The 12,482-nt window shown below is 60.2% G+C and carries 12 protein-coding genes and 1 pseudogene; 6 read left to right on the top strand and 7 right to left on the bottom strand.

Going from position 1 to position 12,482, the window contains the following annotated elements:
- Window positions 1-74: 74 nt before the first annotated feature.
- Complete coding sequence (hutU, locus tag AC3WQN_RS09080) at window positions 75-1,757, bottom strand: urocanate hydratase (protein ID WP_095077978.1); 1,683 nt, start codon at window positions 1,755-1,757, stop codon at window positions 75-77.
- A 453-nt stretch (window positions 1,758-2,210) separates the two neighbouring features.
- On the opposite strand from hutU, the gene AC3WQN_RS09075 reads away from it, so the two are divergent.
- Window positions 2,211-3,848 (top strand): methyl-accepting chemotaxis protein, encoded by a 1,638-nt coding sequence (locus AC3WQN_RS09075; RefSeq protein WP_103401430.1) that lies wholly within the window; start codon window positions 2,211-2,213, stop codon window positions 3,846-3,848.
- A gap of 6 nt (window positions 3,849-3,854) precedes the next feature.
- On the opposite strand, the gene AC3WQN_RS09070 is transcribed toward AC3WQN_RS09075, so the two are convergent.
- A complete protein-coding gene (locus tag AC3WQN_RS09070) occupies window positions 3,855-4,427 on the bottom strand; it encodes a HutD/Ves family protein (protein ID WP_103401431.1) in 573 nt (190 codons plus the stop codon).
- Between the two features lie 9 nt (window positions 4,428-4,436).
- On the bottom strand, window positions 4,437-5,105 hold the full coding sequence (gene hutC, locus AC3WQN_RS09065) for a histidine utilization transcriptional repressor HutC (protein ID WP_256577936.1): 669 nt from the start codon (window positions 5,103-5,105) through the stop codon (window positions 4,437-4,439).
- Window positions 5,106-5,292: 187 nt separating this feature from the next.
- Between hutC and AC3WQN_RS09060 the strand changes: the two genes are divergently transcribed.
- A complete protein-coding gene (locus AC3WQN_RS09060) occupies window positions 5,293-6,657 on the top strand; it encodes a formimidoylglutamate deiminase (protein WP_103401432.1) in 1,365 nt (454 codons plus the stop codon).
- A 186-nt stretch (window positions 6,658-6,843) separates the two neighbouring features.
- Here the strand turns inward: AC3WQN_RS09060 and AC3WQN_RS09055 are convergent, their stop codons facing one another.
- Both AC3WQN_RS09055 and AC3WQN_RS09050 read right to left on the bottom strand, forming a co-directional pair.
- Window positions 6,844-7,413, bottom strand: coding sequence for a lipocalin family protein (locus tag AC3WQN_RS09055; protein WP_103401433.1), 570 nt, complete (start codon window positions 7,411-7,413; stop codon window positions 6,844-6,846).
- 31 nt (window positions 7,414-7,444) lie between these two features.
- Complete coding sequence (locus AC3WQN_RS09050; protein WP_095144599.1) at window positions 7,445-7,699, bottom strand: hypothetical protein; 255 nt, start codon at window positions 7,697-7,699, stop codon at window positions 7,445-7,447.
- Between the two features lie 280 nt (window positions 7,700-7,979).
- On the opposite strand from AC3WQN_RS09050, the pseudogene AC3WQN_RS09045 reads away from it, so the two are divergent.
- The 4 genes and pseudogenes from AC3WQN_RS09045 to AC3WQN_RS09030 form a co-directional block, all read left to right on the top strand.
- Window positions 7,980-9,014: pseudogene (locus AC3WQN_RS09045) on the top strand (HAMP domain-containing protein); the annotation flags it as partial.
- Window positions 9,015-9,077: 63 nt separating this feature from the next.
- Window positions 9,078-9,872 (top strand): methyl-accepting chemotaxis protein, encoded by a 795-nt coding sequence (locus tag AC3WQN_RS09040; protein ID WP_492589482.1) that lies wholly within the window; start codon window positions 9,078-9,080, stop codon window positions 9,870-9,872.
- Between the two features lie 87 nt (window positions 9,873-9,959).
- Window positions 9,960-10,232, top strand: a complete 273-nt coding sequence (locus AC3WQN_RS09035; protein ID WP_103399756.1) for a type II toxin-antitoxin system Phd/YefM family antitoxin — start codon at window positions 9,960-9,962, stop codon at window positions 10,230-10,232.
- On the top strand, window positions 10,229-10,561 hold the full coding sequence (locus tag AC3WQN_RS09030) for a type II toxin-antitoxin system RelE/ParE family toxin (protein WP_103399755.1): 333 nt from the start codon (window positions 10,229-10,231) through the stop codon (window positions 10,559-10,561). The genes AC3WQN_RS09035 and AC3WQN_RS09030 overlap by 4 nt, the downstream gene beginning before the upstream one ends.
- A gap of 13 nt (window positions 10,562-10,574) precedes the next feature.
- Here the strand turns inward: AC3WQN_RS09030 and AC3WQN_RS09025 are convergent, their stop codons facing one another.
- Both AC3WQN_RS09025 and AC3WQN_RS09020 read right to left on the bottom strand, forming a co-directional pair.
- Window positions 10,575-11,177 (bottom strand): DUF924 family protein, encoded by a 603-nt coding sequence (locus AC3WQN_RS09025; RefSeq protein ID WP_103399754.1) that lies wholly within the window; start codon window positions 11,175-11,177, stop codon window positions 10,575-10,577.
- 2 nt (window positions 11,178-11,179) lie between these two features.
- The gene (locus tag AC3WQN_RS09020) at window positions 11,180-12,190 is read right to left on the bottom strand and encodes a class 1 fructose-bisphosphatase (protein WP_095144595.1); all 1,011 of its coding nucleotides are present in this window, start codon (window positions 12,188-12,190) and stop codon (window positions 11,180-11,182) included.
- Window positions 12,191-12,482: the final 292 nt, after the last annotated feature.

Below are 12,482 nucleotides of genomic sequence, written 5' to 3'. Positions count from 1 at the left end.
CAACCTCTGCGGGCACTGCTACAGGCGCTGGCTTGCCTGACACGCGGACAAGCCAGCCCCTGCGCGACCAGGTGTTACTTACCCGTGATCATCGGCAGGTTCAGACCCTGCTCTTTGGCACAGTCGATCGCGATCTGGTAGCCGGCGTCGGCGTGGCGCATAACGCCAGTGGCCGGGTCGTTGTGCAGAACACGAGCAATACGCTCAGCTGCTTCATCAGTACCGTCGCAGACAATCACCATGCCCGAGTGCTGGGAGAAGCCCATGCCGACGCCGCCGCCGTGGTGCAGGGAAACCCAGGTCGCGCCGCTGGCGGTGTTGAGCAAGGCGTTGAGCAGTGGCCAGTCGGACACGGCGTCGGAACCGTCCTGCATGGATTCGGTTTCGCGGTTAGGGCTGGCAACCGAACCGGAGTCCAGGTGGTCGCGGCCGATCACGATCGGTGCCGACAGCTCGCCGCTGCGTACCATTTCGTTGAACGCCAGGCCGAGCTTGGCGCGCAGGCCCAGGCCTACCCAGCAGATACGGGCCGGCAGACCCTGGAAGCTGATGCGCTCGCGCGCCATGTCCAGCCAGTTGTGCAGGTGGGCGTCGTCCGGGATCAGTTCCTTGACCTTGGCGTCGGTCTTGTAGATGTCTTCGGCATTACCCGACAGCGCCGCCCAGCGGAACGGGCCGATGCCACGGCAGAACAGTGGACGGATGTAGGCCGGTACGAAACCCGGGAAGTCGAATGCGTTCTCGACGCCTTCTTCTTGCGCCATCTGGCGGATGTTGTTGCCGTAGTCGAAGGTCGGAACCCCCATCTTCTGGAAGTCCAGCATGGCCTTGACGTGCACGGCCATCGATTGCTTGGCGGCTTTCACCACGGCGGCCGGCTCGGTCTTGGCGCGAGCGCGGTATTCGTCCCAGGTCCAGCCGGCTGGCAGGTAACCGTTGAGCGGGTCGTGGGCGCTGGTCTGGTCGGTGACCATGTCCGGGCGTACGCCGCGCTTGACCAGTTCTGGAAGGATTTCAGCCGCGTTGCCCAGCAGGGCGATGGAAATCGCTTTGCCTTCCTTGGTGTATTTGGCGATACGCGCCAGAGCGTCGTCAAGATCGGTGGCTTGCTCATCGACATAGCGGCTGTTCAAACGGAAATCGATGCTGACCTGCTGGCATTCGATGTTCAGCGAGCAAGCGCCGGCCAGCGTCGCGGCCAGAGGTTGAGCACCGCCCATGCCGCCCAGACCTGCGGTCAGGACCCAACGGCCTTTCAGGTCATCGTTGTAGTGCTGGCGACCGGCTTCGACGAAGGTTTCGTAGGTGCCTTGAACGATGCCCTGGCTGCCGATGTAGATCCAGCTGCCGGCGGTCATCTGGCCGTACATGGCCAGACCCTTGGCGTCGAGTTCGTTGAAGTGTTCCCAGCTCGCCCAGTGCGGCACCAGGTTGGAGTTGGCGATCAGTACACGCGGGGCGTTGCTGTGGGTCTTGAACACGCCGACCGGCTTGCCGGATTGCACCAGCAGGGTCTCGTCGTCGTTCAGGTTGGTCAGGCTTTCGACGATCTTGTCGTAGCATTCCCAGTTACGTGCCGCACGACCGATACCACCGTAAACCACCAGTTCTTTAGGGTTCTCGGCGACTGCCGGGTCGAGGTTGTTCATCAGCATGCGCAGCGGCGCTTCGGTCAGCCAGCTCTTGGCGGTCAGCTTGTTACCGCGAGCAGCGCGGATTTCAACGTCACGAAATTTTGTCGGCTTATTCTCAGTCACGAAAAGAACTCCTCAGTAATCAATCCAAACCAACCCAGGCAGTGGGCGAGCGAGCCAATGGGCAATCAATGCACATCGGCGAATCAGTGGACGACGGTCGAGTCTCCGTGACTCATACGCATACGTCTTTACTTGTACATACAAGCATATGCAATCAAGCGGCCAACTTGTTGGCGAACCGTTCAATAAAGTCCTGAGTCTGGCTGAAATGCCCATGGGGCAAGGGTTTAGCGAGCGGCGATTTTTTTTGGAGAAGTTTTGCGAGGAGGAGACGAATGTTACTTGAGCGGGATTTTGCGCCACGCTGGGGCGTTCGGTAACACGCGAGACACAATTGAGTGCATTCAAGAAACACCCTGCAACCACATCAGAAGCGTCCCACTCCACCTCCATCAATCCTCGCCGACTTCGTAAGCAAGCCCCCTTTGATGTCACTCACGCGAGGAACACCCTATGAAACAGTGGAAAGTCAGAACCCATCTCCTGCTGCTTGCCGGCACCCTGCTGACCAGCTTGATGTGCATCGGCGCACTCGGGCTGTACGGGATGCGCTCCACGGTCCAGGGACTGGAGACGGTTTACCTCGACCGGGTCATCCCGCTGCAGGACTTGAAGAAAATTTCCGAGCTGTATTCCGTCCGGATCGTCGACGCCATACACAAGGCCCGGGACGGCGCCTACACAGCAGCACAAGCCGCTGAACAGATCAGCCTGGCGTTACCGGAGATCGAACAACGCTGGCTCAGCTACCAGTCGACGCAGTTGATTGCCGACGAAGTGCAACTGATCAGCGAAATCACCCCACTGATGCAGGCAACCGAAGCCCCGCTACGGCACTTGCAGGCGCTACTGAACCGCAGTGATCTCTCAAGCCCGAGCCTGGAGCACTTCGCCGCCCGACAGCTCTACCCCTTGATCGACCCGTTGACCTCGCTGTTTTCGCAACTGACCGACGCTCAACTGGAAGAGGCCCGAAAACAGTACGAGCTCAGCCACGCTCGCTACGAGTTCTATATGAAGCTGGAGGCGATTGTCCTGGCGCTGACGCTGCTGTTCGCAAGCCTCTACGCCGCGATGTTCTGCGCCAGACTGGTGCGCTACCTCGGTGCCGAGCCCCACGAACTGGCCGCCATCAGCACACACATCGCTCAGGGCCAGCTCTTCGATCCGCCAACCATCACCGCAACCACTACGGGGGTCATGCAGTCCGTCGAGGCGATGCGGCGCAGCCTGCGCACCATGATCGGCAAAATTCGCGAGGCCTCGCGGCACATCGAGGCCTCGACGAGAAGCCTCGGCACCTCGTCCGAGCAAGGCCTGAAACAGGCCGCCGAACAAACCAGTGCAGCGTCTTCCATTGCCGCGGCCGCTGAACAGATGTCGGCCAACATCACCCACATCGCCGAGAGTGCCGTGCAAGCGCGCGATACCACGCAAAAAGCCGAACAGATCACCGTCCAGGGCATTGCCACCATGGATCGATCCATCATCGAAATGCAGCAAATCGCGCAGTTGGTGACGCAGACATCGAGCGATCTCGATCAACTGACCCTGCATTCCAATTCCATCGGGAAAATCGTCGACGTGATCCACAACATCGCCGAACAAACCAACCTGCTCGCACTCAATGCCGCCATCGAGGCCGCCCGGGCCGGGGAGCAAGGCCGCGGGTTTGCCGTAGTTGCCGAAGAAGTACGGGAGCTGGCGATCCGCACGACCCGATCCACCGCCGAGATCGTGACGCTGGTGACTACAATCCAGAGCGGCATGCGCAAAGCGAACAACAGCATGAGCGCCGGCCGTGAGCGCGTGCTGCAGGGCCAGCAACTGATCGACAGCGCTGGCGCATCGATGAATGATGTAAAAAGCGCACTGGATGAGTCACTCGGCGCGGTCAGCCAGATCTCCCATGCCTTGCAGGAGCAGCGTGCAGCCAGTGAAGACGTCGCGCGCAATGTGGAAACCGTCGCACAGCGTGTTGAGGAAAATGTCTCGGCACAACAGGACGTCGTGACAACCACTCACGCACTCAAGCGGATGTCGAGTGAGCTGGAAGAAACCGTTCGAGGCTTCATCCTCGAACGGGAATAACCGGCATTACCGGTGCTGCGTCAACTCGATCACGCAGCACGGGCCATTGACGGCCATTTCCAGCAAACCGGTGTTACCGTCCAGTTGCAGGCAATCATGACGACCCAGTTGCTGGGTACCGTCACTCAGCTTCACTTCAAGTTGCTCGGTAACACTGAACACCAACACGCTGCCGGCGGAGGTAAAGAAACGCCGCTCACCGTCCAGCCACTGTAACCGTGCGCCAAAACGCTTTGGCGCATAGATCAGGTTGAAGTCACGTATCGCCCCACCCAGCAGTGTGCAGGACACCTGGCTCTCGCCACTGAAGGCAAAGGGATCCAGCGGTAACAGGGGGCGTGCGGCTTGGCCGTCGACGGTCAAGGTCATGCCGTCACCTTGCAGCACGGTGATGACCCGCTGATACCCGGCGAAGGTGGAAAAGCCGCCGGACTCACCGATATCGGCAATCGACAGGCGCCAGCCGAACCCGTCCAGGCCCGTGCCCGCATCGCGGGTGATTTCTTCGGTGCTACCGCCGCCGTTTTTCCACGGCATGCGCGGATAATCAGCCGCGCGCAAGACCTTCAACTGACTCATTTACGCCTCTCACTTATGAAACCGCCCTTCCAGGCGATGACGGGAACCGGGGTGGATCAAACGAGCGGCGGTCACCGGCTGACGACCCGACCAGGTGCGGCGACGAATCAGCAGGCACGGCTCGCCCTTTTCGATTTGCAGCAGTTTGCATTCGCTCGATTCGGCCAGGATCGCCTCGACGACGTGCTCGCCCTCCGTCAACGGCGCCACCTGGTTCAGGTAGGCGTATGGCGTTTGCACGGTGAAGTCCTGCTTGAGGTAGTCCGGCGCCACCAGCGCGTTGACGAAGCGATCCTCGATTTGCACCGGGATGTCGTTTTCGTAGTGCACGATCAGCGAATGGAAGACCTTCTGCCCTTCACGCATGTCCAGCGCCAGGGCGCGCTCGGAACCGGCGGCTTCTTCTTCCAGGGTAATGACCTGGCACGTGTGGCGATGGCCACGGGAGGCGATTTCGTCGGCGATGTTGTGCACTTCAAACAATGCAGACTGGCTCTTGGGTTCGGCGACAAAGGTGCCGACGCCCTGCATGCGCACCAACAGGCCGTCCGCCGTCATCTCGCGCAGGGCGCGGTTGATGGTCATGCGACTGAAACCCAACTGGCTGACCAGCTCGCTTTCCGACGGCACACGGTAGTGCGGCGGCCAGTTCCCACTGTCGATTTGCTGGGTGATCATCTGTTTGACGCGGGCGTACAAGGGCGCCGGACTGTCGCCCAGATTGGCACTCAGCGGCGTGATGGCAGGCGGAGTCGGCACAGGAAATCCTTGTTGATTGATGAAGGTGACTAGCTTGCCGGAGTTTACCGAGCAGGCAAACGTCTGTATATGTATATACAAATAACACACGATGGGGTGCTGAACCATGTCCGCCTTCTTTGCCGAACGCGCGTTACTGCCTAGTGGATGGGCCAACAATGTACGTCTTGAGGTCAGTGCCGATGGCCTGCTGACCCACATCCAGGCCGATGCGAGCGCTGAAGGCGCCGAACGATTGAGCGGCCCTGTGCTGCCGGGCATGCCGAACCTGCACTCCCACGCGTTCCAGCGGGCGATGGCCGGCCTGGCCGAGGTGGCCGGCAATCCGAACGACAGCTTCTGGACCTGGCGCGACCTGATGTATCGCCTCGTCGGAAAAATCAGCCCGGAACAACTGGGGATCATCGCTCGCCAGCTGTACATCGAAATGCTCAAGGCCGGCTACACCTCGGTCGCCGAATTCCATTACGTGCACCACGACCACAACGGCCAGCCTTACGCGGACCCGGCCGAACTGTCGCTGCAGATCAGCCAGGCGGCCAGTGCCGCGGGGATAGGCCTGACCTTGCTGCCGGTGCTCTACAGCCATTCCGGGTTTGGTGGCCTGGCACCGAACGACGGCCAGCGGCGCTTCATCAACAGCACGGAAAACTACCTGAGCCTGCAAGCACGCCTGCAACCGATCCTGGCGCAGCAAGCGGCGCAAACCCTGGGAGTGTGTTTCCACTCGTTGCGCGCGGTCACGCCACAACAAATCAGCGAAGTACTGGCGGCCAGCGACAAGCAGTGCCCGGTACACATCCATATCGCCGAACAGCAAAAGGAAGTCGACGACTGCCTGGCCTGGAGCGGTCGCCGTCCATTGCAATGGCTCTACGAAAACACCGAAGTCGATCAGCGTTGGTGCCTGGTCCACGCCACCCACGCCAACCCCGAAGAAGTCAGCCTGATGGCCAGGAGTCGTGCCATCGCCGGCCTGTGCCTGACCACCGAAGCCAACCTGGGCGACGGGATTTTCCCGGCCGTGGATTTCCTCGCCCAAGGCGGACGCATGGGCATTGGCTCTGACAGCCATGTATCGCTGAGTGTGGTGGAAGAACTGCGTTGGCTGGAATACGGCCAGCGCCTGCGCGACCAACGCCGCAATCGCTTGTATGGCGCCAATCAGCCGATGGTCGGTCGCACCCTGTACGACGCCGCGCTCGACGGCGGCGCGCAAGCCCTGGGCCAGCCGATAGGCGCCCTGGAGGTCGGCAAGCGCGCCGACTGGCTGGTACTCGACGGCAACGACCCTTACCTGGCCACCGCCAGTGGCGACGGGATTCTCAACCGTTGGTTGTTTGCCGGCGGCGATCGTCAGGTGCGCGACGTCCTGGTGAACGGCAAGTGGGTGGTACGCGACGGGCATCATGCCGGCGAGGAAGAAAGCAGCCGGGCCTTCACCCAGGTACTGCGCAACCTGCTCGGCTGATCGCAGGGACTGGCCGAAGGCTTTTGTGGCGAGGGAGCTTGCTCCCGCTGGGTTGCGAAGCAACCCCAAGCTCAGTCAATGAGTTCCTGGCAAAGGAATTCGACAACCGAACTGCGACTGCTACGCCCGAGCGCGGACCGGCCGACGGGAGCAAGCTCCCTCGCCACAGGGCTTCACCGCTGCCGCTTACTTCGAGGTCTGTGCCATCTTGGTGTCCGACACCCGCCAGATCAGGCGTGTGGTGTCGTAACCCTGCTGACGCGCCCTGCTCAGCAGTTCTTCACGGGTATCGGCATTGACTTCGGGCTTGCGCGACAGCAGCCAGAGGTAACGTCGATCAGGGTTGCCGACAATCGCCGTCTGGTAGTCGTCGCTGACGTACAACACCCAGTAATCGCCCTTGAATCCACCTGGCAACAGGCGGGTAAACCAGTTATCGAAGTTCACCCACAGCTTGTCGGCCTTGCCCGGAACCTGCGGCGTCGCGGTGCCCCGAACCTCTTCCCACGTCCACTCAGGCGTCAGGCAGCGATTGAGCACATCCATGTCACCGTCCGGCTTGAGGGCATAGTGGGCTTCGGACTGCGCGCAGTTACGCTGGAAGTACATGGGCATGCGCGCCAGCTCGTACCATTTGCCCTGGTAACGCTTGAGGTTGACACTACTGGCCGTTTTCGGCGCAAGCGCATCATTGCCAGAAGTGGCGCAGCCGGCCAACAACAGACCGGCCAAAAGAGCTATTACTAACCGCATCATTATTCTTCTCCCGTGGGCACATAGCCCCGGTTTACTTCAGGCCTTGTCCGGAAAACATCAACACTTTGTCACCGGCGAATTGCACGCTGATAAAGCTGTTCTTATCGCCCCAGGTGCAGCTGGACATGCCCAGCGCGCCGGAACAATCGGCAGGTTTTCCCAACAGTGTTTCGACTTCGACCTTGGGCATGCCCGCCGACAGTTTCGAGTAGTTTTCCTGGTTGACCTTGCTGCAGGCGGCTAACAGCACGCAAAACGACAGCAAGGCGATAGAACGCAGCGACATGGTGAAACTCCTGGAAAGAGGGGAAGGCATGGCTGCCAACCAGAAGCTTAGAAGAGAAAACCCCCTTCTGGTTCCCACCGCCGCCGGGTATTTCTTGAACGGTTGCCTGTGCATTTTTCCCGTAAATCAGACACTTTCTCGCGCCGGTCGACATTTCGTCGATTTTCGCCAAGCCCGCCTAATCTTTGGCGCCGACCTGTCGACATAGAAGCAGCGCCTGGCCTCGACCGAGGCAATTTGACGCACCTCGCTGATCAGTCCTCCCGCGGTAGCTCCTTTAATGACCAGAAACATGAAGTTCAGCCACAAGATCCTGCTCGCCGCTGCCCTTGTGGTGGCCGTTGCGTTTGCCTGTTTCATCCTGTTCAACGACTACCGCCAGCGCCAGACCCTGCGCGCCAGCACCGAATCCTCGATGCAGGAACTCGGCAGCCTGACCACCAGCAACATCCAGACCTGGCTGGAAAGCCGCATGCAGCTGCTGCAATCGCTGGCCCAGCAAGTGGCCGTCGACGGCCCGGCACTGGACGCTCTCAAACGCGCGATCGACCTGCCGGCGTACACCAGCAACTTCCAGCTGAGCTACTTCGGCGGTGCCGACGGCGTGATGTTCTCGGTGCCGGCCGGCAATCGCACAGCGGACTACGACCCGCGAGCCCGTGGCTGGTACAAGGCCGCCAACGGCGCACAGCAGACCATCGTCACCGAACCCTACATCGCCGCGTCCTCGGGCAAGCTGGTAATCACCGTGGCCACCCCGGTACGCCATCAGAACCAGATGATCGGCGTGGCCGGGGCCGACATCGACCTGGGCAACGTCAGCGCGATCATCAACTCGCTGGACTTCGACGGACACGGCCACGCCTTCATCGTCAGCGCCGATGGCAAAATCCTCATTCACCCCGACAGCAAACTGGTGCTCAAAAACCTTTCCGAAGCCTATCCGGCCGGCACGCCAAAGGTCAGCCCGGGCATGCAGGAAGTCGAGGTCAACGGCAAGACCCAGTTCATCTCCTTCACCCGCGTCAACGGCGTGCCCTCGGCCGACTGGTACGTGGCCCTGGTGCTCGACCAGGACACCGCCTTCTCCATGCTCAGCGAGTTCCGCACCTCGGCGATCATCGCCATGCTGATTGCAGTGGTGATCATCATCGCCCTGCTGGGCATGCTGATCCGCGTGCTGATGCAACCCCTGCTGACCATGGGCCGGGCCATGCACGACATCGCCGAAGGTGAAGGCGACCTGACCAAGCGCCTGACCATTCATGGCCATGACGAATTCGGCGCACTGGGCACTTCGTTCAACCGTTTCGTGGAGCGGATCCACACCTCGATCCGCGAAGTGTCGTCAGCCACCGGCCAGGTCAACGAAGTGGCCATGCGGGTCGTCAGCGCCTCCAACTCGTCGATGTTCAATTCCGACCAGCAAGCCTCGCGCACCAGCAGCGTCGCGGCAGCAATCAACCAGCTCGGGGCCGCCGCCCAGGAAATCGCCCAGAACGCCGCCCTCGCATCGCAGCACTCCAGCGACGCCCGTAGCCTGGCCGAGGACGGTCAGCAGGTGGTGGATAAAACCATCACGGCGATGCAGCAGCTGTCAGCCAAAATCAGCGACTCGTGCGGCAGCATCGAAACGCTGAACAGCAACACCGTGAACATCGGGCAGATTCTCGAGGTGATCACCAGCATCTCGCAGCAAACCAACCTGCTGGCCCTCAACGCCGCGATCGAAGCCGCTCGCGCCGGTGAAGCCGGACGCGGCTTCGCCGTGGTCGCCGACGAAGTGCGCAACCTCGCCCACCGCACCCAGGATTCGGCGCAGCAAGTGCAGAAGATGATCGAAGAACTGCAAGTCGGTGCCCGTGAGGCCGTCGCGATCATGACCGACAGTCAGCGCCAGAGCGAAAGCAGCGTCGGCATCGCCAACCAGGCCGGCGAACGCCTGGACAGCGTGACCCAGCGCATCGGCGAAATCGACGGCATGAACCAGTCGGTCGCCACCGCCACCGAGGAGCAGACCGCCGTGGTCGAGTCGATCAACGTCGACATTACCGAGATCAACACACTGAACCAGGAAGGGGTGGAAAACCTGCAATCGACCTTGCGAGCCTGTGCCGACCTTGAGCAGCAGGCGGCGCGGTTGAAGCAGTTGGTGGGTAGTTTCAGGATCTGAGCACGCTATATGCGCCTGTCCGGCGGGACTGACGAAGGACTGAATTAAGACTAAACTCAGTCCTGTCGCCGAGCAGAGCCCAATCTCATGAAACTTTCATCTCAAATCAAACCGATCAGTTACCTGAAAAGCCACACTGCCGAAATCGTCAAAACGATTACTGAGAGCCGTGAGCCATTGGTCATCACCCAGAATGGTGAAGCAAAGCTTGTGGTCATGGATGTGAAAAGCTTTGAGGAGCAAGAAGACACGATGGCCCTGTTAAAGCTTCTGGCGATGGGTAATCGTGAAATTGAAGAAGGCAAATTCCGGGAGGCTGAAGATGTCTTTGTCGAACTGGACAGAGTCGAACATCAATGAGCTTCAAGGTCGTCATTCTTCAATCCGCCGAACTGGATTTAAAGGAACTTCGTACCTATCTCAGCAGACAGTTCTCTACCCAAGCCTGGCAGACCACCTATAACGATCTGAAAGCCGCCATACGTCGCCTGGGAGACTCGCCCTATGCCGGGTCGATCCCTGATGAAATCGAAAAGCTCAATCTCCACCAGTATCGACAGATCCTCTCAGGAATGAACCGCATCATCTATGAAGTAAGAGCACAGACGGTCTACGTCCATATCATTGCCGACACACGGAAAAATCTACCAACATTGCTGATGAAGCGACTGCTTCAAGGGAATCCGTGAACGCGCAGCAGGTTTAGAACCGCGATCCAGGTTGCGAAAGAAACGCGACTTCCTCAGCCGTGGATGCCCTGCCCAACACCGCATTGCGGTGGGGAAAGCGTCCAAACCGGGCGATGATTGCCTGATGCCGTTCGGCGTAATCGAGGTTATCGGCAAACACCGCGCGTTCCGCCTCGGGTTGTTCGGCCAGCAACTGCGCAAAGCGCGAAACTGCCTCGTTCTGCACCGCCAGGTGCTCGCAATGCTCGAACACCAGGTAGATGAACACCCGCTGGATCGGCCGCAATTGCCGGTCGAAATCCGCGGCAATGCCCTGCGCCACAAGCTTTTGGGCACGCAGATCACCGGCATAGGATTTGGGGTTTTCGCGAAAGATCATTCGCGGTAACTGGTCGAGCAACAACACCAGGGCCAGCCAACCTTCGGGACGTTGCGTCCACTCAGGTAGTCCGCCGGCCAGTGCCTGTTCCACCAGGTCCCCGAAACGCGTGCGCGCTTCGAGGTCCTGGCTGTCACGCTTACCGAACCACAGACCGCCCTTCTGCGCCGCTACTTCGTTTGGGCTGTCGGCTGAACCGAACCACCAATCAAGCAACGGCTGCCAGGGCGCGGTCATGGTTACTCCTTGTGGTAAGCCGTGACGCGTTCAACTTCCTGCTTCGAGCCCAGGAACACCGCTACGCGCTGGTGCAGGCCTTCGGGCTGGATGTCGAGGATGCGCTGGTGACCGTCGGTGGACGCGCCGCCAGCCTGTTCAACCAGGAACGACATCGGGTTGGCTTCGTACATCAAGCGCAGTTTGCCCGGCTTGGAAGGCTCGCGGCTGTCACGTGGGTACATGAACAGGCCACCACGGGTCAGGATGCGGTGTACGTCGGCTACCATCGCGGCGACCCAGCGCATGTTGTAGTTCTTTTTCAGCGGGCCTTCTTCGCCAGCCAGCAATTCGCCGACGTAGCGTTGTACCGGGGCTTCCCAGTGGCGCTGGTTGGACATGTTGATCGCGAATTCCTGAGTGGACTCCGGGATTTTGATGTCTTCATGGGTCAGCACGAAGCTGCCCATTTCACGGTCCAGGGTGAAGCCTTTGACGCCGTCGCCCAGGGTCAGTACCAGCATGGTCTGTGGACCGTAGATCGCGTAACCGGCGGCTACCTGCTGGGTGCCTGGCTGCAGGAAGGCCTTTTCGTTCAAGGCTTCGTTCTGGCTCAGGTGTTCGTTCGGGCAACGCAGCACCGAGAAGATCGTACCGACCGGTGCGTTGATATCGATGTTCGACGAGCCGTCCAGCGGGTCGAATACCAGCAGGTACGCGCCTTTCGGGTATTTGCCCGGGATCTGGTAGGCATTGTCCATTTCTTCGGACGCCATGCCGGCCAGGTGACCGCCCCACTCGTTGGCTTCGAGCAGGATCTCGTTGGAGATCACGTCGAGTTTCTTCTGCACTTCGCCTTGCACGTTTTCAGTGCCCATGCTGCCCAGAACACCACCCAGGGCGCCTTTGGAGACGGCGTGGCTGATTTCCTTGCAGGCACGCGCCACCACTTCAATCAAAAAGCGCAGATCGGCAGGGGTGTTGTTGCTGCGGGTCTGCTCAATCAAATAGCGACTCAAGGTAACGCGGGACATGGACGGCTCCGGAGGAATGGGGGCTAAAAACCCGCGCAGTTTAACGCGAGTCGATGCGCAATTGTTCCTATCAGACGAGATTCGCTCAATAGAGTTCATGCGCGGGGATGAGCGTAGTTCGAATCGAAAGGGTCGTGGCGTGAGGATTGACAGAAAATCGGCGGCTTTTGCCAGCAAACAGGCCACCTTCGCCAGCCCGCTCACTCCCACACGGGTCGGCATCGCCTTGGCGAACTCGATCAACGGCGGAAGCGAGCGGGCTCGTGATGGGATGCCAAGGCACCCCCATCAT

The organism is Pseudomonas sp. FW300-N1A1, from assembly GCF_058789115.1.
The sequence above is the reverse complement of the archived record's forward strand: the minus strand, read 5'-3'. Positions and strand labels throughout refer to the sequence as shown.

Coding starts and splice junctions, on each gene's coding strand:
- AC3WQN_RS09075 (WP_103401430.1), top strand. CDS start 2,211: ATGAAACAGTGGAAAGTCAGAACCCATCTCCTGCTGCTTGCCGGCACC.
- AC3WQN_RS09070 (WP_103401431.1), bottom strand. CDS start 4,427: ATGAGTCAGTTGAAGGTCTTGCGCGCGGCTGATTATCCGCGCATGCCG.
- hutC (WP_256577936.1), bottom strand. CDS start 5,105: ATGATCACCCAGCAAATCGACAGTGGGAACTGGCCGCCGCACTACCGT.
- AC3WQN_RS09060 (WP_103401432.1), top strand. CDS start 5,293: ATGTCCGCCTTCTTTGCCGAACGCGCGTTACTGCCTAGTGGATGGGCC.
- AC3WQN_RS09055 (WP_103401433.1), bottom strand. CDS start 7,413: ATGATGCGGTTAGTAATAGCTCTTTTGGCCGGTCTGTTGTTGGCCGGC.
- AC3WQN_RS09050 (WP_095144599.1), bottom strand. CDS start 7,699: ATGTCGCTGCGTTCTATCGCCTTGCTGTCGTTTTGCGTGCTGTTAGCC.
- AC3WQN_RS09040 (WP_492589482.1), top strand. CDS start 9,078: ATGCGGGTCGTCAGCGCCTCCAACTCGTCGATGTTCAATTCCGACCAG.
- AC3WQN_RS09035 (WP_103399756.1), top strand. CDS start 9,960: ATGAAACTTTCATCTCAAATCAAACCGATCAGTTACCTGAAAAGCCAC.
- AC3WQN_RS09030 (WP_103399755.1), top strand. CDS start 10,229: ATGAGCTTCAAGGTCGTCATTCTTCAATCCGCCGAACTGGATTTAAAG.
- AC3WQN_RS09025 (WP_103399754.1), bottom strand. CDS start 11,177: ATGACCGCGCCCTGGCAGCCGTTGCTTGATTGGTGGTTCGGTTCAGCC.
- AC3WQN_RS09020 (WP_095144595.1), bottom strand. CDS start 12,190: ATGTCCCGCGTTACCTTGAGTCGCTATTTGATTGAGCAGACCCGCAGC.